The following is a 24,795-nucleotide window of genomic DNA, read 5'->3' as shown; positions in this document are numbered from 1 at the left end:
AACAGCAGCTCCGGGGCCTGCCTACTCCCCCCAGAGCGCCTCACTCACTAAGCGAGCCGCGGGCTAGTTCAGGACGGGAAGCGAGGTCAGACCGCGTACAAGACGGGCGTGCCGCCACTGAAGCTGGTCGGGCGGTACGGCGAGCCGGAGGCCCGGGAACCGTGTCAGTACCGCGCGCAGCGCGATTTCGGCCTCGGCCTTGGCCAGGGGAGCGCCGACGCAGCGGTGGATACCGTGCCCGAAGGCGAGGTGGCCGGCAGCGTCCCGGTTCGCATCGAGCTGGTCCGGTGACGGGAACCGTTCCGGGTCGCGGTTGGCGGCTCCGAGGGCGACCAGCACCGGTGCGCCTGCCGGGATGTCGGTGCCGCCGAGCGTGATGGCCTCCGTGGTGTACCGGAAGGTGGCCGTGCTGACGGGGGAGTCGAATCGAAGTAGTTCGTCCAGCACCGCAGGGATGTCGTTTGGGTTCTGGCGGAGGCGGTCGAGTTCGGCCGGGTGCTGGAGCAGGGAGAGGGTCGCGTTGCCGAGGAAGTTGGTGGTGGTCTCGTGACCGGCCACGAGTAGGAGCACCGCGAGGGAGACCAGTTCCTCCTCACTGAGCCGGTCGTGGCCGTCGCGAGCCGAGATGAGGCGGTCGAGGAGCGAGTTGCCGGGGTGTCGGCGCTTGGCGGCGACGAGCTCTGTCATGTAGTCGGCCAGGGAGTGCGAGGCCGCGTCGATGACGCCAGGCTGTCCCGCCGCGAACAGTTCGCCGGACCAGCGCCGGATGTCGGGCCGGTCTTCCTCCGGTACTCCGAGCAGTTCGCAGATCACGATGACGGGTAGCGGGACGGCCAAGCCGGTCATGAAGTCGAGGGGCTCACCGACAGGCCACTGGTCCAGCAGGTCGTCGGTGACCCTGGCGATGAACGGGCGCAGTTCCGCGACCGCCCCGGTCGTGAACGCTTTGGTGACCAGCTTGCGCAGCCGGGTGTGCTCGGGCGGGTCGCTCGAGAGCATGTTGTGTGCCACTGCGGGGTGGAGGCGCCGCTTTGATTCCTTGCCCGCGAAGAACGCGGCGGTGTCCTTCGAGAGCCGGGCGTCGGCGAGCGCTTCCCTGGCTTCGGCGTATCCGGTGACCAGGTAGCTGAGGCGCCCGCCGGATGCGCTGGGTACGGCCTGTACGGGGCAAGCCGAGCGCAGGGCCGCGTAAGTGGGGTAGGGGTCCTGGAGGAAGCGGGGGTCCTGAGTCGGGTCGGTCATGTCTTCAGGTTCCAATCGTTCTCGGCCGGCCGTCGTCGCCGACACGCCCGACGTGGGCGTAGGCGTCGGCCACCAAGAGGAGCCACTGGGTGTCGGCCCGAAGATCCTCGCGGGCGGCGGCGTCTACCGACGGAGGTGCGACTTCGTCTGCGTACCGGCCGGCCTTCGAGTCTGCCAGTGCAGCTCGCACGACAGCCGCCTCCACGGCGGCGGCGCTCTGCTCGGTAGTGGTGTGGAAGTTCGACGCCGCGCTCTCCCGCACCCTGCGCGACCGGTACGGCCGGAGGGCGAGGATGCCGTCGCTGATCTCGATGACGCGCCGCTGCAGCCGGAAGTCGGAGTCGGCGGAGCTGCCTTCGACGTCCTCGGCCGACGACAGGACGATCTGCGGCATCTCGGCTGCCAGATCCTGCCAGAGGGGGCGGAGCGACTCGAAGGACCGGGTTTCCCAGCGACGACGGCGGGCTTGGCTGATCGGGTAGAGGACAGCAGGCCACGTGAGGCCGAGGCAGATCAGCAGGACGGCGATTGCCGGGGAGGTGACGCTGAAGGCGCACGTCGAGGTCACGAGCGATGAGCATTGCTCGTGCGTTTCGTCGCCCAGGCCCAAACCGAGGCCGACGATGCGCGTCAGCTTGTAGACGACGTAGACGAGAGCGAACACGCAGCCTGCCGCCGCCACCCGCAACCCGACCCGGATGCTGTCGCGCCGAGTCGCCTTCGACTGGCGTACGGCCTGCATCAGGAAGTCGACCACGGAGAACCCCAGGAAGGAAATGTAGGAGAGTAAATAGAGCGCGTAGACCTGTTCGACCGGAGAACGAGCTGTCAGCTGCTCGTAGGCGAACAGCGCGGTCATGGTGACGACCGACGCGGTGAGCAGGAAGGCTGGGACAACGCTGAAAGGCCCAGGGCTTCGGGCCCGCGCATCCGCGCCGTCGCTCCGGCGCGGCGTCGGGTCGGTAGTAGCAGACGAGGCTCTCCGGGGCCGCACACGGCCCTGACCTCGGGTGATGTGCCCTGGCGGGCCCGGCGACGTGCGCGCTGGGCCCGCGGACGTGCAGTCAGCCGTACTGGTGGAAGCCCGAGCCCGTCTTGCGGCCAAGGCGCCCCGCGTCGACCATCCGCTGGAGCAGCGGGGGTGCGGCGTACAGCGGTTCCTTGTACTCGTCGTACATGGAGTCGGCGACCGAGGCCACCGTGTCCAGGCCGATCAGATCGGCGAGCTTGAGCGGTCCCATCGGATGGGCGCAGCCGAGCTCCATGCCGTTGTCGATGTCCTCGCGGCTGGCGATGCCAGATTCGAACATCCGGATCGCCGAGAGCAGATAGGGGATGAGGAGCGCGTTCACCACGAAGCCCGAGCGGTCCTGGGCCCTGATGGCGTGCTTGGCCAGCACCTGCTGGACGACGGCCTCCGAGCGCTTGATCGTCTCCTCGGACGTGGTCAGCGCGGGGATCAGCTCGACGAGCTGCTGGACGGGGGCCGGATTGAAGAAGTGGATGCCGATGACCTGGTCGGGCCGCGAGGTCGCGACGGCCAGCTTCACCACGGGAATGGAGGAGGTGTTGGATGCGAGGATGGCGTCCGGCCGGGTCACTACCTGGTCGAGCACCTGAAAGATCTCGGTCTTGACCTGCTCGTTCTCCACGACGGCCTCGATGACGAGATCGCGGTCCGCGAACTCCCCGAGGTCGGTGGTGAAACTGAGGCGCGCCAACGCCTCATCGCGCTCGACCTCGCTGATCTTGCCGCGTTCGGCTGCCTTCGCGAGCGAATTGGTCAGCCGGGTGCGACCGATCTCCAGGGCTTCGCCCGTGGTCTCGGCCACCTTGACCTCCAGGCCGCTGCGTGCGCACACCTCTGCGATGCCCGCGCCCATTTGGCCACAGCCCACCACTCCGACGCGTGCAATGTCGGCCATTGTGTCCGTCACCTCGTGCCTTTCGCTGATCCTGGGGTGGCGCGGCCTCCGTATGGTTTTCCGGTGCCGGCCTCGACGCTCCGACGTTACTGCGGATACCGCTGTCCGCGACGACCAGGGGCGGGAATGCCAGGGGCAGGGTGGCCGCTGACCGCGGTGGAGTGAAAGGTACGGGTTGCACATGGGGCAGATCGGGCAGGGTGTGGGGAGTATCGGCAGAAGGGCCCTCATCGGTATGGCCGCGGGGGTCCTGGCGGGGGTGACGGTGGCAGGGGACGCGGTGGCGAGACCCCGAGGGGCGCAGGAGATCGCGGCGGGCAGCAGACGGACACGGGACTTCCGCGGGATGTGGCTGGCCACGGTCAGCAACCGCGACTGGCCGTCCGCCCCCGGGCTGAGCGCGGACCGACAGCGCGCTGAACTGTTGGCCCATCTGGACACGGCCGTCGAGCGCGGTCTGCGGGCGGTCGTCTTCCAGGTCAGACCGGCGGCCGACGCCCTGTGGCCGTCCCCGTACGAACCGTGGTCGCAGTGGCTGACGGGAACGCAGGGCGGGGACCCGGGCTGGGATCCGCTGGGGACCGCCGTGGACGAGGCCCACCGTCGCGGGCTGGAACTGCACGCCTGGTTCAATCCCTACCGGGCGGCGGTCCACGCCGACCCGACCCGACTGGCGGCGGACCATCCCGCACGGCTGCGCCCGGACTGGGTGGTGCCCTACGGAGGCAAGCTCTACTACAACCCCGGGCTGCCGGAGGTGCGGGCCTTCGTGCAGGAGGCGATGATCGACGCGGTTCGCCGCTACGACGTCGACGCGGTCCACTTCGACGACTACTTCTACCCCTACCCGGTGGCCGGTCAGAGCTTTGACGACGACCTTGCCTTCGCCCGTCATGGCGCGGGCTTCGCCGATCGGGCCGCTTGGCGGCGCGCCAACATCGATCTCCTGATCCAGGAGATGTCCGCTCGGATCGAGGAGACCCGGGCCGGGGTCCGGTTCGGCGTCAGCCCCTTCGCGGTCTGGCGCAACGCCGCCACCGATCCGCGGGGGTCGAAGACCACGGCAGGAGTCCAGACGTACGACGACCTCCATGCCGACACCCGCACCTGGATCCACCGGGGGTGGATCGACCACGTCGTGCCCCAGATCTACTGGCACATCGGCTTCAAGGCCGCCGACTACGCCGTTCTGCTGCCGTGGTGGAACGACCTGGTCCAGGGCACGGACGTCTCCCTCTACATCGGCGAAGCGCTCTACAAGGCGGGAGACTCCGCCCAGCCGGCTCCCTGGCAGGACCCCGCGGAACTCTCCCGGCACCTGACCCTGGCCAGCGGGTACGACCGGGTCGACGGGCACTGCTTCTTCTCTGCCCGAGAGGTCAGGGCGGACCGGGGCGGTGCGATGGCCCGGGTGGTGGCCGACCACTACGGGGGAGCGTCGGCACAGCGATAGCGCCGTCGCTGGTTCCTGCTGGGCGAAGGGCCCCTCGGTCCACAACCGGGAGGCCCTATCGTTGATCCTGACCGCCGCCCGTCCCGGCGTTGCCGTCAGGCTGCTTCGTGCGGCTGGATGACGGTGTCGGGACCGGGGGACAGCAGCGTCTCGTGTCCGTCGTCGAACCGGACCCGGTACGGTGGCCCGCCCTCGGGGCCGAGCACCTCGACGACCTCGGCGTTCTGGTCGTGCTGGCCCACGATCCGGCCGTGCACCACCAATTTGTCGCCCACATTCGCGTGCATCGGCAGTGACCTCCTCGCAGGCAGTCCTCGTGTCTTCGAGTCTACGACCGGCATCGGAAGCCGCACTCCCGGTCGATCGTCCGGGTGCCGCGCGCAGGTGCGCAATCCCGTCCGGGGTGGAGGTCAACTGCGGACCCGCTGGGTGACGGCGATGCAGACCAGTACTGCGACGGCGGCCAACGGAGCGGCCGGGGCGAGTTCCTCGGCCAGCAGGGCGACCGACCAGACCAGGGTGAGCAGCGGTTGGGCGAGTTGGAGTTGGCTGGCCCGGGCGATGCCGATCGCGGCCATGCCCCGGTACCAGACGTAGAGTCCGCAGAACGTGGAGACGATCGCCACCCACGTCAGCCCGATCAGTCCCTGGGCCGTCAGCCGTACGGGTTCGACGGCGAGGGACACCGCGGAGCCCGTGAGCGCCAGCGGCAGGCACAGGATCAGGGCCCAGCCGATCACCTGCCAACCGGGCATCTCCCGGGCGAGCCGTCCGCCTTCGGTGTAGCCCGCCGCGCAGACCAGGAGCGCGGCGAAGAGGTAGAGGTCGCCGCCTTGGAGGGAGCCGCCGCTCTGCGACACGGTGAAGGCGATGACCACAGCCGCGCCCGCTCCGGCGGCCAGCCAGAACGCCCGTGAGGGGCGGCGCCCGGTGCGCACCGCGGCGAACACGGCGGTGGTCAGCGGGAGCAGTCCGACGACGACCGCCGCGTGCGAGGTCGTCGACGTCTGGAGGGCGAGGGTCGTCAGCAGGGGGAAGCCCACCACCACACCGCCGGCGACGACCGCGAGGGACGCCCAGTGCCGCCGGTCGGGCACCGGCACCCGCAACAGCAACAGGAAGCCGCCGGCGATGACCGCCGCCAGAACGGATCGCAGCGAGACCAGGGACCAGGGGCCGAAGGACGTCAGTCCCCATGCGGTGGACGGAAAGGTGAGCGAGAAGGCGATCACACCCAGTGCGGCGAGCAGGGTTCCGGAGGTCGCCGATGGGGAGTCGTCCACGCCCGTCACCGGGCTTTCGTCCCTGGCCGACGGGGTGTTCACCGCTATCGAAGCAGTACTAGTAGCGCTATCCTGTACTTTCATGAATCAGCGTAGCAGTGTGGATGAGTTGGTGTTTCAGCTAAAAAGGGAGCTGGACCGCTACTCTCCTGAAGGAAAGCTGCCCTCCAGTCGTGCACTGGTGGAGCGCTTTCGGGTCTCGCCGGTCACCGTCTCCCGGGCGCTGGCACAACTCGCTGCCGAGGGGCTCGTCGTCACCCGCCCCGGCGCCGGCGCATTCCGGGCCCGGCCCCGGGCGCAGAGCGTCCCGCCCGGCGACACCTCCTGGCAGGAGGTCGCCCTCAGCGCGGAACCGGCGTCGGACCATGTGCCCCGGTCGGTGGATGCCTCCGGAGTGCTCGCCACACTGGCCGCACCCCCACCGGGCGTGATCGAGTTCAACGGCGGCTATCTGCACCCTTCGCTCCAGCCCGAGCGGGCCATGGCCGCAGCCCTCGCCCGGGCCGCCCGCCGTCCCGGAGCCTGGTCACGGCCGCCGGTGGAAGGGCTCCCCGAACTGCGCGAGTGGTTCGCCCGGGGCATCGGAGGGCGGACGGGAGCCGCCGACGTACTGATCACTTCGGGCGGACAGGCGGCCCTCACCACGGCCCTGCGCGCACTGGCCCCGCCCGGCGCGCCCGTTCTCGTCGAATCGCCCACCTATCCGGGCATGCTCGCCATCGCCCGGGCGGCCGGGTTGCGTCCCGTACCGGTGCCGGTGGACGCGGCAGGAGTCCGCCCCGAACTGCTGGCCGCTGCTTTCCATGCGACGGGCGCACGGGTCTTCGTCTGCCAGCCGCTCTTCCAGAACCCCACCGGGAGCGTGCTGTCCCCGGCGCGCCGGCCCGAGGTGCTGAGGATCGCCCGCGAGGCCGGGGCGTTCGTGGTCGAGGACGACTTCGCCCGACGACTGGTCCACGCCGATGCGGGGCCGCTCCCGGAGCCGCTCGCCGCGCTCGACTCCGACGGGGTCGTCGTCCATGTCGGCTCGCTGACCAAGGTGACGTCGCCCAGTCTGCGGGTGGGGGTGCTCGCGGCCCGAGGGCCCGTACTGGACCGATTGCGCGCGATCCAGGTGGTGGACAGCTTCTTCGTCCCCCGCCCCCTGCAAGAGGCCGCGTTGGAACTCGTCGGGGCGCCCGCATGGAAGGGGCATCTGCGGACCGTGGGGGTGGAGTTGAAGGGGCGCCGGGAGGCCATGGCCGCCGCGTTGAAGCTCGGATTGCCGCAGTTGTCGCTGCCCGCCATCCCCGTCGGGGGCTACCACTTCTGGCTTCGACTGCCGGACGGTGGCAGCGAGTCGGCGCTGTTGGCGGCGGCCCTGCGTCGGGGTGTGGCCCTCGCCCCTGGGCGTCCCTACTTCAGCGCTGAGCCTCCCGCGGCCCATCTGCGCCTCAGTTTCGCGGGGGTGGCGGACAGCGCGGAGATCGCCGAAGGAGTGCGTCGACTCAGGGCCGCCTGGGACGAGTCTGGGGTGTCCTGACCCTCCGAACCGTTCGTTCCGCGGTAGGGATTCCCGTCCCGGTGCGACCGCTCGCGGCCAGGGGGCTGATGGTCAGGTGAACGCTCGGGCGTCCGACTCGGCAGCTGGAAATGGCCCGTTTATGACATGCCCATGATCAATGAAGGACGCACTCTGCCTGGTCAGCGGAATGAGTGACTCCGGTCACTTGACCGGTTCGCCTCCGCCCGCCCACCATCACGCCATGAGTGTCCGGATCACGCTCGTCGCCGCAGCGCGCAGCACCTCCATGCTCTCCGAGCGTTTCGACGATGACCGGTCACCCGATCAGACCGGCTGGTACGAGGTGCAACTGGCCGCGCCCTCCCTCGTACCGCTCAACGCCGCGGAACTGCGGTACTGCTCCCCGACGCTCTGTAGTCGGGCCACCGCACAGGCCCTCGGCTTCGCGCCCATGGCCCAACCCGCCCTGCGGGGATGCGACATGGGGCGCTGGCGCGGACTGACGCTGGGCGAAGTGACGGCCGTGGAGCCGCAGGCGGTGGACACCTGGCTCGCCGATCCGCGGTCGGCGCCGCACGGCGGCGAATCGCTGCTGGCCTTCATCGGACGGATAGGGACCTGGCTGGACACCCGCCCAACGCAGGACGGCGGTTCCGTGGTGGCCGTGGCGGAACCCTCGGTGATCCGCGCGGCGCTCGTCTACGTACTGAACGCACCGCCGACCTCGTACTGGAACGTGGACGTCCGTCCGCTGTCCACCCTGGTCCTCACCGGCCGTGCCGGGTGCTGGCAACTCCGCCTCCAGAGCGTCTGCTGACTTCCGACGGCTCGGCGCCGGGTGGAGCTTGCCGCGCTCAACGGTCGGTCCGCTGCGCCCGACGGTGTGCCGCCACCCGCTCACGGGTCGCGCACCGCCGCGAACAGTAGCGGCGCACCGGACCGCTGCCCTGGGTCAGGAAGACATTGCGGCAGGTGGTGGAGGCGCAGATTCCGCCGGGTGGGCGCTGGCGGTCCCAGATCAGCACGGTCAGCGCCAGCGCCGACGAAGCCAGGAGCCATTCGCCCCAGGGTCCGTCGTCATCGCCGTCCAGATGAGGGTGCCAGGGCGAGGCGCCCCGGTGGGCGGAGAGCCTGAGCCGGCCCTCGGTCAGGGCGAGCAGCTCGTTGAGCCGGGCAGCCGCCTCGTCCACCCCCTCGGCGGCGAAGACCGTACGCAGCCGGAGGGCCGCCTCGCGCATCTCGACGAGGTCATCGGCGCTGAGTGACAGGGGGTCGAGTGCACCCGTCGCGCGTCCGGTCCGCTCGGCTGCCCCGTGTTCGTCGTCCGATGCCGCCTCGCCGTACGCCCGGAGCACCGCACCGACCGCCTCCGGATCGGCGGTCGGCTCCAGATGCTCCGGGCCCTCCGTCCCGGTCAGCACATTGATCAGGGCGGCCGTCCGCCTGGCCATCGCATCCACCGAATGGCGTGCGGACCCGGCACTCCTCAAGGGCTCCATCGATGCAATGTAACGCATCTAGCGCACATTTAGGTTACTTCAGTAACGTCAAGTGGATGAAAAACCGTTACGCACTGAGGGTGCATCTGACCGGTGCAGCCGTCGCCCGCACCGGAGACGAGATGTCCGGCCCCGCCCTCCTCCTGACCGCGCTGGCCCTCACCGGCTCGACCGCCACCGCCTCGGTCCTCCTCGCCGGCATGACCTTTGCCGCAGCCGTCGGCGGGCCGCTCCTCGGCCTGCTCCTGGACCGATCCACCCGGCCCGGCGCCCTCTTGGCCGCGGCTCTCGCTGGTCACTGCCTGGCACTCCTGGCCGTCCTCTGGACGCTCCACGCCCATGGCGAACTGCCGCTCGTCATGACGCTTCTGATCGCACTGGGTGCGGGACTGCTCGGGCCCGTCCTCTCCGCCGGCTGGACCTCCCAACTGCCCCGGCTCGCCGGACCCGCCGCACTGCCCCGGGCCACCGCCCTCGACGCCATGACCTTCCATGTCGCCGCACTGGTCGGACCGGCGCTCGCCGGCACGGCGGCCGGACTCCTGGGAGCAGGTACGGGGGTCGTCGTCGCAGCCGTGCTGATCGCCCTCTCCCTTCCCGCGGCCCTGAGCGTCCCGCCCGACCCCTCCCGGAGGGCAGCCCGCAACCCGCGGTCCGGCGATCTGCCCGTCCTCCTCCTTGCCGATCGGCGGCTCCGCACAGAACTCCGCTCCGGCTACCGGGCGACCGTCCGGAACCGACCGTTGGCCCGGGCGACCACCGTCACCGTGATTTCCTGCGCGGGGGAGGGGGCCTTTGTCGTCTGCGTACCGCTGCTCGGCGGTCAACTGCTCGGGGATCCGGACCGGGGCGTGATCCTGCTCTCCGGGATCGCCGTCGCCGCTGTTGCCGCCAATGCCCTCCTCGCCCGCCGGCCCCCGCGACGCGGGCCCGACCGCATCCTCAACTGGAGCCCCCTCGCGCTCGCCCTGGCGTACGCATTGATGGCGACCGGCCAACCCGTCCTGCTCGTCGTCGCCGTCGTACTGGCCGGCGCGGGCGAAGGCCCCCAACTGACCGCACTGTTCACGATCCGCCACCGCGAGGCCCCCGAACGGTTGCGCGCACAGATCTTCACCACCGGGGCGAGCCTCAAACTGACCGGCTTCGCGGTGGGCGCCGCCCTGGCCGGGCTGGTGATCTCGCTCGGCTCCCTCACCGCCGCACTGCTGGCGGCGGCGGCCGTCCAGCTCATCGCCGCGCTGTGCGCCGCACCGACGACCGCCCGCCACCCGGGACGGCTCCGGTTCCGCAGCCCTGAGTCCTGACGGTCGTCGCGCAGTCACACCCCGTGCCCGGAACTGCCCGCGTCGTCCCAGGTGACGAGATTGCGACCACACTGGGGCGGGGCCCTTTCGAGACCGGGTCGAACACGAGATATCTTGATGTCGAGCAATGTTGCAGACGTGGAGCGGAGCACCCGGTGACTGACTCGACCATCATCTATACGCACACCGACGAGGCCCCAGCCCTGGCCACGCATTCGTTCCTGCCGGTGGTCGAGGCTTATGCCTCGACGGCCGGAGTCAGGGTCGAGAGCCGTGACATCTCCCTCGCGGGGCGGATCATCTCCAGCTTCCCCGAGCGGCTCGATGAGAGCCAGCGCATCGACGACGCACTCGCCGAGCTGGGTGAACTGGCCAAGACCCCCGGTGCCAACATCATCAAGCTGCCGAACATCTCGGCGTCGATCCCGCAGCTGAAGGTGGCGATCGCCGAGCTTCAGGAGCAGGGCTACGACCTGCCGAACTACCCCGACGACCCCAAGACCGACGAGGACCGCGACGTCCGCGCCCGGTACGACAAGGTCAAGGGCAGCGCCGTCAACCCGGTGCTCCGCGAGGGCAACTCCGACCGCCGTGCCCCCGCCTCGGTCAAGAACTACGCCAAGGCCCACCCGCACCGCATGGGCGCCTGGTCGGCCGACTCCAAGACCAACGTCGCGCACATGAGCGCCGACGACTTCCGCTCCACCGAGAAGTCCGCCGTCATCGCCGAGGCGGGCACGCTGCGGATCGAGCTGACCGGGGATGACGGCACCACCACGGTGCTGCGCGACTCGGTACCCGTCCTCGCCGGCGAGGTCGTGGACGCCTCCGTCCTGCGCGTCGCGGTTCTGCGCGAGTTCCTCACCGCACAGGTGGCCCGTGCCAAGGCCGAGGGCGTGCTCTTCTCGGTCCACCTCAAGGCGACGATGATGAAGGTCTCGGACCCGATCATCTTCGGCCATGTGGTGCGCGCGTTCTTCCCGAAGACGTTCGCCGAGCACGGCGAGACGTTCGCCGCTGCGGGCCTGAGCCCCAACGACGGTCTGGGCGGCATCCTCAAGGGACTGGACTCGCTCGCCGACGGCGCCGCGATCAAGGCGTCCTTCGAGGCCGAGCTCGCCGAAGGACCCGCGCTGGCGATGGTCGACTCCGACCGCGGCATCACCAATCTGCACGTGCCGAGCGATGTCATCGTCGACGCCTCCATGCCGGCGATGATCCGCACCTCCGGCCACATGTGGGGGCCTGACGGCCAGGAGGCCGACACCCTCGCGGTCATCCCCGACAGCAGCTACGCCGGCATCTACCAGGTCGTCCTCGACGACTGCCGGGCCAACGGCGCGTACGACCCCGCCACGATGGGCTCGGTGCCCAACGTCGGTCTGATGGCCCAGAAGGCCGAGGAGTACGGCAGCCACGACAAGACCTTCGAGATCCCCACCACGGGCACGATCCGGGTGGTCGACGGCTCCGGTGCCGTGGTCCTGGAGCACGTGGTCAGCGCCGGCGACATCTGGCGCATGTGTCAGACCAAGGACCTTCCGATCAAGGACTGGGTCAAGCTCGCCGTCACCCGCTCCCGCGCCAGCGGCACCCCGGCCGTGTTCTGGCTGGACGAGAGCCGCGCCCACGACGCCAGCCTGATCGCCAAGGTCGAGGCGTACCTCCCCGAGCACGACACCGAGGGCCTCGACATCCGCATCCTGCCGCCGGTCGAGGCGATCGCGTTCTCGCTGGAGCGCATCCGCCGCGGCGAGGACACGATCTCGGTCACCGGCAATGTGCTGCGCGACTACCTGACCGACCTGTTCCCGATCCTGGAGCTCGGCACCAGCGCCAAGATGCTCTCCGTCGTTCCCCTGATGAACGGCGGCGGCCTGTTCGAGACCGGTGCCGGTGGCTCGGCGCCCAAGCACGTCCAGCAGCTCGTCAAGGAGAACTACCTCCGCTGGGACAGCCTGGGTGAGTTCCTCGCCCTCGCGGTGAGCTTCGAGCACCTCGCCCAGACCACGGACAATGCGCGCGCCCAGGTGCTCGCAGACACCCTGGACCGGGCCACGGGCACCTTCCTCAACGAGGACAAGTCGCCCAGCCGCCGTCTCGGTGGCATCGACAACCGGGGCAGCCACTTCTACCTCGCGCTCTACTGGGCCCAGGAGCTGGCACAGCAGACCGACGACGTCCAGCTCGCCGAGGCGTTCAGCGCGCTCGCCAAGACGCTGTCGGAGCAGGAGCAGACCATCGTCGACGAGCTCATCGCCGTCCAGGGCTCGCCCGTCGACATCGGTGGCTACTACCAGCCCGACGTGACCAAGGCGACCGCGGTGATGCGTCCTTCGGAGACCTTCAACCAGGCACTGGCGACACTCGCCTGACACCGCTGACGACGGGACCCGTGCCGCAGGCACGGGTCCCGTTTTCGTACGCCCGGCAGGGGTCACCTGGACGCCCGCCCACCGTGCCGACGCGGCCCGCCAGGGTTCTACTGGGTCGGTACGTCCCCAGTACCAACCCCAACCAACCCCACGAGGACGGAGACCCCATGACAACGGCGATTGTGGGCACGGGCAACATCGGTTCCCGCCTGGCCGCCAACCTGGTCGCGGGCGGCGAGACGGTCCTGGTCGCCAGCCGTGACCTCGACGACGCCCGCGCGCTTGCCACCCGGCTCGGCGAACGGGCCGCCGCCGTGACCGTGGACGAAGCCGTCGACGCGGCAGACACCCTGGTCCTCGCGGTCTGGTTCGACACCATCAAGGAACTGGTGGGGCAGTACGGGGACCGGCTCGACGGGAAGATCGTCGTGGATCCGTCCAACCCGATCGCCCAGAACGACCAGGGGGAATTCTCCAAGACCATCCCGGAGGACGAGTCTGCGGGCGCGACCATCGCCGCACTGCTTCCCACGGGCGCCCGACCGGTGAAGGCGTTCGGCACCCTCTCGGCGGACTCCCTCACCTCGGCGGCCCGCCGCTCCCCGGACCGGGGAGTCGGCTTCTACGCGACGGACGACGAAGCCGCGGGCCGCGAAGTGGCCGATCTGATCCGCGCCGCCGGCTTCGACCCCCTGAAGGTGGGCGGAATCGACCAGTCCGTGCGGATCGAGGTCTTCGGAGACCTCCATGAGTTCACCATCGGCTCGGTGCCGTCCCTGAATGAGGCGAAGAAGCTGGTCTGACCGCGCACCGAGCGGACGGGCGCCATGGTCGAGATGTGCGCATCCTTCACACGGGCTGCGCCGCGGCCACCTTCGAGTCCAACGCGTCCGTCAGCCGGATGACGAAGTAGACCGCCGCCGCGGCGGCCACGATCCACGAGGCGTCTGCCGTCATCGCCAGGACCAAGGCGTCCCGCTGCTCCTCGAAGGACTCGGCCGCGTTGTAGAAGTAGTTGCTGACAGCGCCGAGCAGCGTGCTGCCGATGAACAGGCCCCACCACAGGTGCAGTGGCCAGGTGGTGACCTTGCCCTCGGCTGCCGGGCGGGCGCCCACGCTCCAGATCGAGCGTGCGATGAGATAGGGCAGCGCCAGGTTCACGAACGGGAAGAACCAGGAACCGATGGCCCAGCCGGAACCTAGTCGGAAGGCTGCGGGTTCGAACGTCCCGGCGTTGCGGCGCATCCGGTGGAACCAGACGACGAAGGCGATCCCGCAGAGGAGGAACGCGGTGAAACCGATCGAGTTGGCGAGGTTGTACGCCAGGTGGGCGCTGTCCAACTCCTCCTGGGCGACGAAGGAGAAGCCTTCGTTCGTCGGTGTCAGCGAGTAGGTCTGCCACCCCCGGTAGACCTTGTACAGATCGGTCATGGCGACCGCTGTCAACAAGCCCCCGACCGTCACCAGGAGGACTCGCGGCGTTCTTCGCAACTGGGACGGGAGCGGTGGGAGCGAAGGTAGTTTGTTGGAGGTGAGCATGACGGTTGACCCCCCACGGGCACAGAAAGCGGAACGGCCCATACGAGAACGGGCGTTGCCGGAAGATATGCCAGTGGAGCGCCGTACGTCCACGGTCATGATCAGCCCTGGTCCGGGGCCGTCGGGAGGGCCGTCCGCCCGCGGGGCCCGACGCTAGGAGCGACGTCGCGGCTTGCCGCGTCCCTTCGCCTTGGCCGTACCGGAACCGGCGCGACCGCCCCGTCCCGCTGACTTGCCCGCCGCGGGCTTCTTACGGGCGCCTCCCGCATCGGGGCGCTTCGCCTGGGGCTGAGCCGGGGCCTGAGGACCGCGGGAGCTGTTGACGGTCCGCCCCCGAACGATTCCGATGAACTGTTCCACCAGGTCGGTGGTCTCGTCCTCGGGCCAGGACAGCGCCACTCGGGACTCGGGAGCGTCCATGACCGTTCGGTAGGTGAGGTCCTTGCGGTGGTGCAACCGCGCGAGCGACTGCGGTACGACGAGGACTCCCACTCCCGCAGCCACCAACTCGATGGCGTCCGCCGTGGTGGCGGGGCGCTCCTTGGCGGCCAGCCCCGGTCGCTCCTCCCACTCCAGGGTGTCATCGAGGGGATGCAACACGATCTCGTCCGCGAGGTCGCCCGGGGACACCTCATCGACCGCCGCCACCACATGGTCCTTGGGGACCACGACGACCGTCGCCTCCGCATACAGGGGAATGGCGCTGAGGTCCGTCCGGTCGATCGGCAGACGGACGAATCCGGCGTCGACACTTCGGGCGCGCAACACGTCCGCGGCTTCGGCGGCGGACACCGGGACGAGCGTCAGGGGGACCGCCGGGAGCCGCTCGTGCCAGATCCGGACCCACTTGGTCGGCGTCACGCCCGGAACGTACGCGAGTCGAAATGAGGGGGGTGCTTCCGAGCCTGTCACCAGGCCAGGTTAGCCGGTCGTGGTCGAAGGCATCGCACACGCTCGATACCCTTGACCCCATGACGTCGCACCAGACCACCCAAACGATGAAGCCCGCCACCGCGGCGAAGAAGCTGGGTGTGTACCTCCAGGCCACCCCTGCCGAGTTCCAGGAGGGTGTCGTCTCGCGCAACGAACTGAACGCGTTGCAGACCGACCCGCCCCAGTGGCTGCAAGACCTGCGGCGCACCGGCCCGCACCCCCGGCCGGTGGTCGCGGCGAAGCTGGGCGTCTCCATCGCGGGCCTCGCCCGTGGCGGGGTCACCGAGGCGCTCACCACCGAGCAGATCGACGCCCTGAAGGACGAGAACCCCTCGTGGCTCCGACAGGAGCGCGCCACCCAGGCCGATGTCCGCAAGGAAGCCGTGCGGATCAAGGAGAAGAACGAGGCACGCGAGACGAAGTCGGGCTCCGACTCCTAACGCGGACGGCACCGCGCGATTGCACGACGCCGACGACACTGCCCTTCCGGGACCTGCCCCGAGGGACGCCGCGGGTCGGCTTGTCGGCGCTTCCTCCCGGTCCGGATGGCGGGCCCTCAGAGCTGGAACACACCCTTGGGGTACGTGGTCAGTTCCGAGGTGCTCGGCGGGCTGAGACGAGCCCCCAGATGGCCGTCGGGACGCACCACCAACACCGTCGGCCAGCTCACGACCCCGCTCGATCCGGGTTCCGAGGCCCGCACGGAACTGTTCGAGGATGCGTTCGGTCTCGTACGGGGGGAGCGCGGCGAAGCCGTACGGCACCTCGGGCGGCAGGGCGAGGTCGATCCTGGTCTGCTCGACACCGTTGACGTACGCCAACGGTCCCCGCATGGCAACCGCCGCGTCCAGGACGGGCCGCACGAGTCCCATGCGGTCCCAGATCTCCAGCGTTCGCGGTTGGACGCCCACCCCCTCCGCTGCGGATCGCGGTACCGGCTCCGGAACCGGGTGCGCCGACTGCGGGAAGTCGGCGCACCCCGCCGTCATGGCCTGCCGCCCAGGGATCAGTACGTGTCGAGGCGGAACCGCTGGTAGTTGGCGTAGGGGCCGCTTTGGTTCTGGCAGCCGAAGTGTCGTAGCCCGATGTTGCTGTCGTCGATGCACAGTCCGGTGGCGACGTTGCGCAGCACGTTCGTGCCACCGGGAGCCGCGCTCAGAACGAACCGCTGGTAGTTGGCGTAGGGGCCGCTTTGGTTCTGGCAGCCGAAGTGCCGCAGTCCGATGTTGCTGTCGTCGACGCACAGCCCGGTGGCGTGGTTGCGCAGGACGTAGGTGTAGGGAGCGACCGTGACGAAGTCGAACTTCTGGTAGTTGGCGTAGGGGCCGCTTTGGCTTTGGCAGCCGAAGTGTCGTAGCCCGATGTTGCTGTCGTCGACGCACAGTCCGGTGGCGACATTGCGCAGCCGAACCGTGTAGACGGCGGCCGTGCCCACGGCCTTCGTCGTGAGTGCTGCGCCTAACCGGCCGGTGGCAGGGCCGTCCGAAGCGGCGGCAGGTGGTGCGGGCGGGGTGGAAGGCGTTGCCGTGCCCGCTGCGGAGGTGCTTGCCGACACCAGTACGAGACCGGCTGCGGCGAGGAGCGCGGCAGCGCCGCGAACGGTCCTGCCCACGAGATTGCGCCTGCTGTTCAACGTGCCTCCTACGTCATGGAGAGGTGTGCGAAGGGGTGCGGCAACGAGTATCTGCGCGGCGCACCCCCGCTGGCTCTGGCAGAGAGCGCACGGGAGGTTGGCCGGGAGCGCACGGGAACTGGCCGGAGGCGTGCTTTACCCGGATGACAGCGCCGCCGAGCATGGAGCCCGAGCGTTCGAAGGATTCGGGGGTGCGATGCCGGCAGCGAGGGTGACCCGTGTCCAGGCGGACGGCGTCAGCCCGCAGGACCGGCTCGGCTGGTGGGCCTCGATGGTGGCCGAGGCGGTCATGCCGGTCGCGATCAGCAGCGATCACGCCCACCGCTTCAAGGGCCGGGCCACTTCGCTGCAACTGCCCCACACCGAGGTGTCGTCGTTCTCGTTCTCACCGATGTCGGCCCGACGCACCCAGACCCACATCCGACGGGCGGACCCCGAGTCGTACTTCCTCGTGCTGGTCCACGGCAGTCCGATCGGGCTGGAGCAGGGGCGCAACACCACCCTCCTCCAGGCCGGCGACATGGCCCTGTTCGACACCTGGCATCCGCTCGCCTGCGAGTTCCCGGACCAGGGACGACAGTGCAGGCTCACCCTGGTCCGGCTGCCCCGCGCCACGATGCCCCTGCCGTACGAACGGACCAACGGACTCTTGAGCACCCGGCTGCCCACCCAGGCCGGGACCGGCGCACTGCTCGTGTCCTTCCTGGCCGGTCTGCGGGCGAACGCGGCGCACTGTGACGAGGCGGAACTGCTCCGTCTCGGCGCGGTGGGATTCGATCTCGTTGCGGGATTCCTGGCCACCCGGTTCGACGGGGTGTCCACCCTGTCGACCGAGGCACGGCACCGGATCCTGTTGACCCGTGTCCTGGCGCACATCGACCGCCACCTGGCCGATCCCGAACTGGGGCCGGTGTCCATCGCGGCGCGCCACCACATCTCGGTGCGGCTGCTGCACCAGTTGTTCCGGCAGCAGCCGGAGACGGTCGGCGCCACGATTCGACGGCGGCGACTCGAACGAACCCGGGCCGACCTGGCCGATCCGCAGCTTCGGCGCAGGACCGTCGGCGAGGTCGGTGTGCGGTGGGGGTTTCGAGACCCCGCTGACTTCAGCCGTGCGTTCCGCGCGGCCTACGGTGTGCCGCCGGGCGAGTACCGACGGATGGTGTCGGTCCCGGATCACCCGCAGACCTGACGCGGCCTGCACTCGCCCCGGCTGGATCGTGACCGAGGCCGGGGCGGTGGGACGCGACGCCGTGTCAGCAGGCGGCCTTCTTGACGAGTGCGGTGATCGTCTCTTCCGCCTCGTCACTCAACTCCGTCACCGCGTACGACGTGGGCCACAGACCCCCTTCGTCGTCGAGGCCCGCCTCGGTGGTGAATCCGAAGGTCGAGTACCGCTCCTTGTCGACCTGGCCACTGCGGAAGAAGCACACGACCTTTCCTTTCCTTGCGTAGGCCGGCTGTCCGTACCACAGCTTCGGCGACAGTTCGGGGGCGGTGGTGGTCACGATGGCGTGGATGCGTTCGGCCACTGCTCGGTCCGAGTCGGCCATCTCCGCGATCTTCGACAGGACGTCCAGTTCCTCGGCCGCCTTCTTGTTGCCGCGACCACGGTTAGCCTCCTTCTTCAACTCGGCGGCGCGCTCCTGCATGGCGGCACGCTCGTGCTCGGAGAAGCCTCCCGTGTGCTTCGTGCTCATCGCCTCATCCTCCTGGTCGTGCTCCGTACGAGGTGCTTCGACGGTAGTGGTGCCGAGCGGTCCGGGCTTCTCGATTCCTGACCGATGCGGGTGGTGTGTTCCCGGGGACACCGTGCTTCCGTCGAAGAGGCGACCAGACCGGTCAGGAGCGACCGGACCGGTCAGGAATCGAGAAGCGCGCGCCCGACGGTCGTGCGTAGCGTGACGGACATGGACTTCACGGGCTGCCGCGCCTCCCTCCATCCCCCGTGCAGCGGCCTCGAAGCCGTTCCGGGCGTACCACCGGGCCCGCGGTGCGGAGGTCCTGAATGACGTCGGTTCCGAAAGGGAGTCCCCTCGCATGGCACTCACGCTCGACACCATCACCCTCGGAGTACCGCAGGTGAAGGCCGCGCACGCCTTCTACACGGCTGCGCTCTCACCCCTCCCCGGCGTGGAGAACGACACCGCCGAACTGGACCTGCACGGCACCGGCCACCTGGCCGTCCGCCAGTTCGACGACCTCGCCACCGAAGTCGGAGCGGATCCGGTGACCGAGGGCTTCCGCGGCTACGTCCTGTCGTCGATCGTCAGCCAGCCGAGTGAGGTCAAGGCGCTCCTCGAAGCCGCCGCCAACAACGGTGCGACGGTCGTCAAGCCGGCGAAGAAGCAGTTCTTCGGCGAGTTCACCGCCGTCTACCGGGCACCCGACGGCGCGGTGTGGAAGCTGGCGGCGGCGGCAAAGAAGGACACCGGCCCGCGCACCGACCCGCCGAAACCGACCGAGACCGCGATCTACCTCGGTGTCGCCAAGCCGAAGGCTTCCAAGGTCTTCTACGAGAGGCTGGGTATGGGCGTGGACCATGACTACGGCGACAAGTTCATCGACTTCACCGTCACCGAGGGGGTGTGCCGCCTGGGTCTGCTGCCCCGACAGGGCCTTGCGAAGGACGCAGGCGTCGATCCGCGCGGCGACGGCTTCTCCGCGCTCGTGCTCACGCACACGGCCGCTTCCCGCGCCGAGGTTGACGCACTCCTCGCCGCCGCTGACTCCGCTTGGGGGCGGGCCGTCGCCAGCACGGCACGGATCGACGGGGGTGAGTACGCCGGACACTTCACCGACCCCGACGGCTACCACTGGAAGATCACCACGCCCGTATGACCAGCGGCGGCCCGGCCGGCAGGTACGGCGAAGCCGCACCCCGACCAAACGAAGGGCGCGACCGCCGGACGCCGCGCCCCTCCACAGGTGGAAGGGCGTCAGCCCCGGCCTCCCTCTGGTGACCCCGAGGACTCATTGCATAAAACTTCCGAGCTGCGTATAGTCATGCCATCGATGAGGAGGGTTCGATGGTGGTTCGAGCAGCAGTGGCCGGTGCGAGCGGTTATGCGGGCGGAGAGGTGCTCCGACTGCTGACCACACACCCGGGGGTGGAGATCGGCGCACTGACCGGCAACTCCAACGCAGGTCAGACCATCGGAAGCCTTCAGCCCCAACTGCTGCCGCTGGCCGACCGCGTCCTTGAGGCCACCACCGCCGAGGTGCTGGCCGGTCATGACGTGGTCTTCTTGGCCCTGCCGCACGGGCAGTCCGCCGCCGTGGCAGAAGAGTTGGGTGACGATGTCCTCGTCGTCGATATGGGTGCCGACTTCCGGCTCACGGACGCCGGCGACTGGGAGCGATTCTACGGTTCGCCCCACGCCGGAACCTGGCCGTACGGGCTCCCCGAACTGCCGGGCGCCCGGGCCGCGCTGGAGGGGTCCAAGCGCATCGCGGTCCCCGGCTGCTACCCCACGGCCGTCTCGCTGGCCCTCTTCCCTGCGTACGCGGCGAACCTGGCCGAACCGGAAGCCGTCATCACCGCCGCCTCCGGCACCTCCGGCGCGGGCAAGGCGCCCAAGACGCATCTCCTCGGCTCCGAGGTGATGGGATCGATGAGCCCTTACGGAGTCGGCGGCGGTCACCGCCACACTCCGGAGATGATCCAGAACCTCAGTGCGGTGGCGGGTGAGCGGGTCACCGTCTCGTTCACACCGACCCTGGCACCGATGGCCCGTGGCATCCTCGCCACCTGCTCCACCAAGGCCAAGCCGGGGACCACCGCGCAGGACGTCCGGGCCGCCTACGAGAAGGCGTACGCGGACGAGCCCTTCGTCCGACTCCTCCCCGAGGGCCAGTGGCCGGCGACCGCCCATGTCATGGGTGCGAACGCGGTGCACCTCCAGGTCGCCTTCGACGAGAGCGCGCACCGCATCATCGCGATCAGCGCCATCGACAACCTCACCAAGGGCACGGCCGGTGGAGCGATCCAGAGCATGAACATCGCCCTCGGTCTTCCCGAGGACACGGGGCTGCCCCTGGTCGGGCTCGCGCCGTGACGGCTTCGGTGCGAAGTGCCCAGCACTGTGCCCAGGGCGCGGTGCACCCGCGCTGACTGCGGTGCACAACACCGGGGGAGAGATCACCACCGGGCCACTGATCGGGACGAAGGTCATAGGGGCGCGCCGGGCGCGCGAGGAACGCGAAGAACACGAAGAAGCCGAGAGGGAGACACAGTGAGCGTCACCGCAGCGAAGGGGTTCACCGCGGCGGGCATCGCCGCCGGAATCAAGGAGAGCGGCAACCCCGACCTGGCACTGGTCGTCAACAACGGGCCGCGCCGGGCCGCCGCCGGAGTCTTCACCTCCAACCGGGTCAAGGCCGCGCCTGTCCTCTGGTCGGAGCAGGTGCTCAAGGGGGGTGCGGTCACGGCGGTCGTGCTGAACTCCGGCGGCGCCAACGCCTGCACCGGCCCGCAGGGCTTCCAGGACACCCATGCCACCGCGGAGAAGGCGGCCGAGGTACTCGAAGGACACAGCGCCGGTGAGATCGCCGTCGCCTCCACGGGGCTGATCGGCCTGCTCCTGCCCATGGACAAGCTGCTGCCCGGAGTCGAGACCGCCGCCGGGCAACTGTCGGAGCACGGCGGCGAGAAGGCCGCCATCGCCATCAAGACCACCGACACCGTCCACAAGACCGCGGTCCGCGAGGGCGAGGGCTGGACGGTCGGTGGGATGGCCAAGGGCGCCGGCATGCTCGCTCCCGGGCTCGCCACCATGCTGGTCGTGCTCACCACGGACGCCGATCTGGAGGCCGCCGTCCTCGACAAGGCACTGCGCGACGCGACCCGGTTGACCTTCGACCGGATCGACTCCGACGGGTGCATGTCCACCAACGACACGGTGCTGCTCCTCGCTTCCGGTGCGTCCGGTGTGGTCCCGGAGTACGAGGCGTTCGCCACGGCCGTTCGAGAGGTCTGCGACGATCTGGCCCGCCAGCTGATCGGTGACGCCGAGGGGGCGTCCAAGGACATCCGCATCGAGGTGATCGGCGCGGCCACGGAGGACGACGCCGTCGAGGTGGGGCGTTCCATCGCCCGCAACAACCTGCTGAAGTGCGCCATCCACGGCGAGGACCCCAACTGGGGGCGGGTGCTCTCCGCCATCGGCACCACCGATGCCGCCTTCGAACCGGATCAACTCAACGTGGCCATCAACGGCGTCTGGGTCTGCCGGAACGGCGGTGTGGGGGAGGACCGCGATCTGGTCGACATGCGCTACCGCGAGGTCAAGATCACCGCAGATCTTTCCGCGGGCTCCCAGTCCGCCGTCATCTGGGCGAACGATCTGACCGCCGACTACGTCCATGAGAACAGCGCCTACTCCTCCTGAGGATTCGGGGACCTTCACTCCATGAGCACCCGCAAGCACACCGCCCTGCCCAAGGCGCAGATCCTCATCGAGGCCCTGCCCTGGCTGACCAGGCACAACGGCAGGGTCGTCGTCGTCAAGTTCGGTGGCAACGCCATGGTCGACGAGGACCTCAAAGCTGCTTTCGCCCAGGACGTGGTCTTTCTGCGACAGGCGGGCCTGCGTCCCGTCGTCGTGCACGGCGGAGGGCCGCAGATCAGTGCGCAGTTGGATCGACACGGCCTGGTCAGCGAGTTCAAGGCCGGTCTGCGGGTCACCACGCCCGAGGCGATGGACGTCGTACGCATGGTGTTGGCGGGCCAGGTCCAGCGGGAACTGGTCGGACTCCTCAACCAGCACGGGCCGCTCGCCGTCGGCCTCACCGGCGAGGACGCACACACGATTACGGCGATCAAGCACCAGCCGCTGATCGACGGCGAGTTGGTCGACATCGGCCGGGTCGGCGAGATCACCCGGATCGACAGCGGTGCGATCGAAGCGTTGTTGGAGGACGGCCGCATCCCGGTCATCTCCTCCATCGCGCGCGCGGAGGACGACGGACATGTCTACAACGTCAATGCTGATACGGCGGCTGCGGCACTCGCTGCTGCGCTGGGCGCGGAGACCCTGATGGTCCTCACGGACGTCGAGGGACTGTACGTGGACTGGCCCAACAGCGACGAGGTGATCAGCCGACTGACGGCCACCCAGTTGGAGAAGCTGCTGCCGGACCTGTCCAGCGGCATGGTTCCCAAGATGGAGGGCTGTCTGTTCGCCGTGCGCAATGGAGTCAACACCGCGCGGGTGATCGACGGCCGGGTCCCGCACTCCATCCTGTTGGAGATCTTCACCGACGAGGGGATCGGCACCATGGTCGTCCCCGACGGGCACCCGCTCGTGGCGCAGGAACAGGGGGAAGCATGAGCAACCAGGAGTACGCCCGGCGCTGGCAGGGCGTGATGAGCGACAACTACGGCACGCCCGCCCTGTCCTTGCTCCGCGGCCAGGGCGCGAAGGTCTGGGACGCGGACGGCACCGAGTACACCGACTTCGTCGGTGGCATCGCGGTGAACGCACTCGGGCACGGCCACCCCGCTGTGGTCGAGGCCGTCTCCCGCCAGATCGCCGCGCTGGGGCACGTGTCCAACCTCTATGTCGCCGAGCCGCCCGTCCTGCTCGCCGAGCGGCTCATCGAACTCTTCGCCCGGCCCGGGCGCGTGTACTTCTGCAACTCGGGCGCGGAGGCCAACGAGGCCGTCTTTAAGATCGGACGCCTGACGGGCCGTCCCCACATGGTCGCCACGACGGGCGGCTTCCACGGCCGGACCATGGGAGCACTCGCCCTCACCGGCCAGTCCGCCAAGCGGGACCCCTTCCTGCCGCTGCCGGGTGAGGTGACCCATGTTCCGTACGGGGACGTGGAGGCGCTGAGGGCAGCCGTCACCGCGGAGACCGCCCTGGTGCTGATCGAGCCGATCCAGGGCGAGAACGGCGTGGTCGTTCCGCCCCCGGGCTATCTCGAAGCCGCTCGTGAGATCACCCGTGCCGCCGGTGCGCTGCTGGCCCTCGACGAGGTGCAGACGGGTATCGGCCGGACCGGTTCCTGGTTCGAGCACCAGGCGCACCAGGGCGTGGAGCCGGACGTGGTGACCCTGGCCAAGGGGCTCGGCGGAGGTCTTCCGCTGGGGGCGACCGTGGCCTTCGGCCCTGCGGCCGACCTGTTGCGGCCCGGACAGCACGGCACCACCTTCGGTGGCAACCCGGTCGCCTGCGCCGCTGGGCTCGCCGTTCTCGACACGCTCGCCGGCGATGGAATCCTCGATCGGGTCAAGCGGCTGGGGGAGAAGATCCGGGACGGGATCGAGCGGCCGGACGGCCGTGACGCACATCCTCTGGTCTCCCATGTCCGCGGTGCGGGACTGCTGCTGGGTATCGTGCTCAACGAGCCCCTCGCGCCCCAGGTGCAGCTCGCGGCTCAGAGTGCCGGTTTTCTGGTGAATGCCCCGGCTCCCGATGTCGTACGGCTCATGCCGCCACTGATCATCGACGAGGCCGATGTGGACGCGTTCCTCCAGGCATGGCCCGGTGTGCTCGATACGGCCAACGAGAAGTACGGGGAAGGACGATCCGGAGAATGAGACGCAGATGACCGAGGCGCAGGACACCGAGCAGGGCGGGCCCGCGGTTCCGCAGACCCGCATGGCCCGCCACCGCCAGATCGTGGACATCCTCAACCGGCAGCCGGTCCGCTCCCAGAGCCAGTTGGCCAAACTGCTCGCCGACAGCGGGCTGAGCGTCACCCAGGCGACCCTCTCCCGGGATCTGGACGAGTTGGGCGCGGTGAAGATCCGCAACACCGGTGGTGAGCTGATCTACGCCGTGCCCAGCGAGGGCGGCTTCCGCACGCCCCAGGCTCCGCTCGGCGGGTCGGCCAAGGAGGAGCGGATGCGCAGACTGTCGGGGGAGCTCCTGATCTCCGCCGAGGCATCCGCCAACCTGGTGGTCCTGCGCACTCCTCCGGGCGCGGCACAGTTCCTCGCCTCGGCCATCGACCAGGCCGAACTGCACGACATCCTCGGCACCATCGCGGGCGACGACACCCTGATGCTGATCAGCAGGGATCCGCTGGGCGGTCAGGCCCTGGCGGACCACCTGCTGAGGCTGGCCCAGAACGACCGGTAGCGGCGAGGGCGG

Annotated in this window: 24 protein-coding genes and 1 pseudogene; 14 read left to right on the top strand and 11 right to left on the bottom strand. The window is 69.5% G+C overall.

The window, feature by feature from the left end; translation table 11 throughout:
• Window positions 1-63 precede the first annotated feature (63 nt).
• From OID54_RS08325 to OID54_RS08315, 3 genes are all read right to left on the bottom strand, one after another.
• Window positions 64-1,242: a cytochrome P450 family protein gene (locus OID54_RS08325; protein ID WP_329016166.1), complete on the bottom strand. Its 1,179-nt coding sequence runs from the start codon at window positions 1,240-1,242 to the stop codon at window positions 64-66.
• Window positions 1,243-1,246: 4 nt separating this feature from the next.
• The gene (locus OID54_RS08320) at window positions 1,247-2,236 is read right to left on the bottom strand and encodes an MAB_1171c family putative transporter (protein ID WP_329016163.1); all 990 of its coding nucleotides are present in this window, start codon (window positions 2,234-2,236) and stop codon (window positions 1,247-1,249) included.
• Window positions 2,237-2,306: 70 nt separating this feature from the next.
• Window positions 2,307-3,167: a 3-hydroxybutyryl-CoA dehydrogenase gene (locus tag OID54_RS08315; RefSeq protein WP_329016160.1), complete on the bottom strand. Its 861-nt coding sequence runs from the start codon at window positions 3,165-3,167 to the stop codon at window positions 2,307-2,309.
• 202 nt (window positions 3,168-3,369) lie between these two features.
• Between OID54_RS08315 and OID54_RS08310 the strand changes: the two genes are divergently transcribed.
• Window positions 3,370-4,620 (top strand): glycoside hydrolase family 10 protein, encoded by a 1,251-nt coding sequence (locus tag OID54_RS08310; protein WP_443055761.1) that lies wholly within the window; start codon window positions 3,370-3,372, stop codon window positions 4,618-4,620.
• A 95-nt stretch (window positions 4,621-4,715) separates the two neighbouring features.
• On the opposite strand, the gene OID54_RS08305 is transcribed toward OID54_RS08310, so the two are convergent.
• Entirely contained in the window at window positions 4,716-4,907 is a 192-nt protein-coding gene (locus OID54_RS08305; protein WP_329016155.1) for a DUF1918 domain-containing protein, read from the bottom strand.
• A 123-nt stretch (window positions 4,908-5,030) separates the two neighbouring features.
• Complete coding sequence (locus OID54_RS08300; protein WP_443055546.1) at window positions 5,031-5,945, bottom strand: DMT family transporter; 915 nt, start codon at window positions 5,943-5,945, stop codon at window positions 5,031-5,033.
• Between OID54_RS08300 and OID54_RS08295 the strand changes: the two genes are divergently transcribed.
• Complete coding sequence (locus OID54_RS08295; protein ID WP_443055545.1) at window positions 5,833-7,425, top strand: aminotransferase-like domain-containing protein; 1,593 nt, start codon at window positions 5,833-5,835, stop codon at window positions 7,423-7,425. The two genes, OID54_RS08300 and OID54_RS08295, sit on opposite strands and share 113 nt — an antisense overlap.
• Window positions 7,426-7,648: 223 nt before the next feature.
• Window positions 7,649-8,224, top strand: a complete 576-nt coding sequence (locus OID54_RS08290; protein ID WP_329016146.1) for a histidine phosphatase family protein — start codon at window positions 7,649-7,651, stop codon at window positions 8,222-8,224.
• Window positions 8,225-8,261: 37 nt separating this feature from the next.
• On the opposite strand, the gene OID54_RS08285 is transcribed toward OID54_RS08290, so the two are convergent.
• Window positions 8,262-8,906 carry a CGNR zinc finger domain-containing protein gene (locus tag OID54_RS08285; protein ID WP_329016142.1) on the bottom strand — a complete coding sequence of 215 codons (645 nt, stop codon included), beginning with the start codon at window positions 8,904-8,906 and terminating at the stop codon, window positions 8,262-8,264.
• Window positions 8,907-8,962: 56 nt separating this feature from the next.
• Here OID54_RS08285 and OID54_RS08280 point away from each other — a divergent pair, with 56 nt between their 5' ends.
• From OID54_RS08280 to OID54_RS08270, 3 genes are all read left to right on the top strand, one after another.
• Window positions 8,963-10,213 carry an MFS transporter gene (locus tag OID54_RS08280; protein WP_329016140.1) on the top strand — a complete coding sequence of 417 codons (1,251 nt, stop codon included), beginning with the start codon at window positions 8,963-8,965 and terminating at the stop codon, window positions 10,211-10,213.
• 155 nt (window positions 10,214-10,368) lie between these two features.
• Window positions 10,369-12,588, top strand: a complete 2,220-nt coding sequence (locus OID54_RS08275; RefSeq protein ID WP_329016137.1) for an NADP-dependent isocitrate dehydrogenase — start codon at window positions 10,369-10,371, stop codon at window positions 12,586-12,588.
• 167 nt (window positions 12,589-12,755) lie between these two features.
• Window positions 12,756-13,391: an NADPH-dependent F420 reductase gene (locus OID54_RS08270; protein ID WP_329016134.1), complete on the top strand. Its 636-nt coding sequence runs from the start codon at window positions 12,756-12,758 to the stop codon at window positions 13,389-13,391.
• Window positions 13,392-13,437: 46 nt separating this feature from the next.
• On the opposite strand, the gene OID54_RS08265 is transcribed toward OID54_RS08270, so the two are convergent.
• Both OID54_RS08265 and OID54_RS08260 read right to left on the bottom strand, forming a co-directional pair.
• Window positions 13,438-14,019 carry a DUF4328 domain-containing protein gene (locus tag OID54_RS08265; RefSeq protein ID WP_329016131.1) on the bottom strand — a complete coding sequence of 194 codons (582 nt, stop codon included), beginning with the start codon at window positions 14,017-14,019 and terminating at the stop codon, window positions 13,438-13,440.
• A 261-nt stretch (window positions 14,020-14,280) separates the two neighbouring features.
• Entirely contained in the window at window positions 14,281-15,039 is a 759-nt protein-coding gene (locus tag OID54_RS08260) for a LysR substrate-binding domain-containing protein (protein ID WP_329016129.1), read from the bottom strand.
• Window positions 15,040-15,098: 59 nt separating this feature from the next.
• Between OID54_RS08260 and OID54_RS08255 the strand changes: the two genes are divergently transcribed.
• Window positions 15,099-15,500 (top strand): DUF5997 family protein, encoded by a 402-nt coding sequence (locus OID54_RS08255; protein WP_329016126.1) that lies wholly within the window; start codon window positions 15,099-15,101, stop codon window positions 15,498-15,500.
• Between the two features lie 171 nt (window positions 15,501-15,671).
• Here OID54_RS08255 and OID54_RS08250 read toward each other — a convergent pair.
• Window positions 15,672-15,980: pseudogene (locus OID54_RS08250) on the bottom strand (pentachlorophenol monooxygenase); the annotation flags it as partial.
• A gap of 86 nt (window positions 15,981-16,066) precedes the next feature.
• Entirely contained in the window at window positions 16,067-16,693 is a 627-nt protein-coding gene (locus OID54_RS08245; RefSeq protein ID WP_329016124.1) for an RICIN domain-containing protein, read from the bottom strand.
• 196 nt (window positions 16,694-16,889) lie between these two features.
• Between OID54_RS08245 and OID54_RS08240 the strand changes: the two genes are divergently transcribed.
• Window positions 16,890-17,885 carry a helix-turn-helix domain-containing protein gene (locus tag OID54_RS08240; RefSeq protein ID WP_329016121.1) on the top strand — a complete coding sequence of 332 codons (996 nt, stop codon included), beginning with the start codon at window positions 16,890-16,892 and terminating at the stop codon, window positions 17,883-17,885.
• A 64-nt stretch (window positions 17,886-17,949) separates the two neighbouring features.
• Here OID54_RS08240 and OID54_RS08235 read toward each other — a convergent pair whose 3' ends face one another.
• Window positions 17,950-18,393, bottom strand: coding sequence for a DUF1801 domain-containing protein (locus OID54_RS08235; RefSeq protein WP_329016118.1), 444 nt, complete (start codon window positions 18,391-18,393; stop codon window positions 17,950-17,952).
• 340 nt (window positions 18,394-18,733) lie between these two features.
• Between OID54_RS08235 and OID54_RS08230 the strand changes: the two genes are divergently transcribed.
• The 6 genes from OID54_RS08230 (at window position 18,734) to OID54_RS08205 (ending at window position 24,783) form a co-directional block, all read left to right on the top strand.
• Window positions 18,734-19,534, top strand: a complete 801-nt coding sequence (locus tag OID54_RS08230; RefSeq protein ID WP_329016115.1) for a VOC family protein — start codon at window positions 18,734-18,736, stop codon at window positions 19,532-19,534.
• A 188-nt stretch (window positions 19,535-19,722) separates the two neighbouring features.
• Window positions 19,723-20,751, top strand: a complete 1,029-nt coding sequence (gene argC, locus OID54_RS08225; RefSeq protein ID WP_329016111.1) for an N-acetyl-gamma-glutamyl-phosphate reductase — start codon at window positions 19,723-19,725, stop codon at window positions 20,749-20,751.
• A 177-nt stretch (window positions 20,752-20,928) separates the two neighbouring features.
• Window positions 20,929-22,083, top strand: coding sequence for a bifunctional glutamate N-acetyltransferase/amino-acid acetyltransferase ArgJ (argJ, locus tag OID54_RS08220; RefSeq protein WP_329016108.1), 1,155 nt, complete (start codon window positions 20,929-20,931; stop codon window positions 22,081-22,083).
• Between the two features lie 21 nt (window positions 22,084-22,104).
• Window positions 22,105-23,025: an acetylglutamate kinase gene (argB, locus tag OID54_RS08215; RefSeq protein WP_329016105.1), complete on the top strand. Its 921-nt coding sequence runs from the start codon at window positions 22,105-22,107 to the stop codon at window positions 23,023-23,025.
• Window positions 23,022-24,239 carry an acetylornithine transaminase gene (locus OID54_RS08210; RefSeq protein WP_329016103.1) on the top strand — a complete coding sequence of 406 codons (1,218 nt, stop codon included), beginning with the start codon at window positions 23,022-23,024 and terminating at the stop codon, window positions 24,237-24,239. Before argB ends, OID54_RS08210 begins: the two co-directional genes overlap by 4 nt.
• A gap of 7 nt (window positions 24,240-24,246) precedes the next feature.
• Window positions 24,247-24,783 carry an arginine repressor gene (locus tag OID54_RS08205; protein ID WP_329016100.1) on the top strand — a complete coding sequence of 179 codons (537 nt, stop codon included), beginning with the start codon at window positions 24,247-24,249 and terminating at the stop codon, window positions 24,781-24,783.
• The last annotated feature ends 12 nt before the right edge of the window (window positions 24,784-24,795 follow it).

The sequence above is a fragment of the Streptomyces sp. NBC_00690 genome (assembly GCF_036226685.1).
Lineage (GTDB): Bacteria > Actinomycetota > Actinomycetes > Streptomycetales > Streptomycetaceae > Streptomyces.
The sequence above is the reverse complement of the archived record's forward strand: the minus strand, read 5'-3'. Positions and strand labels throughout refer to the sequence as shown.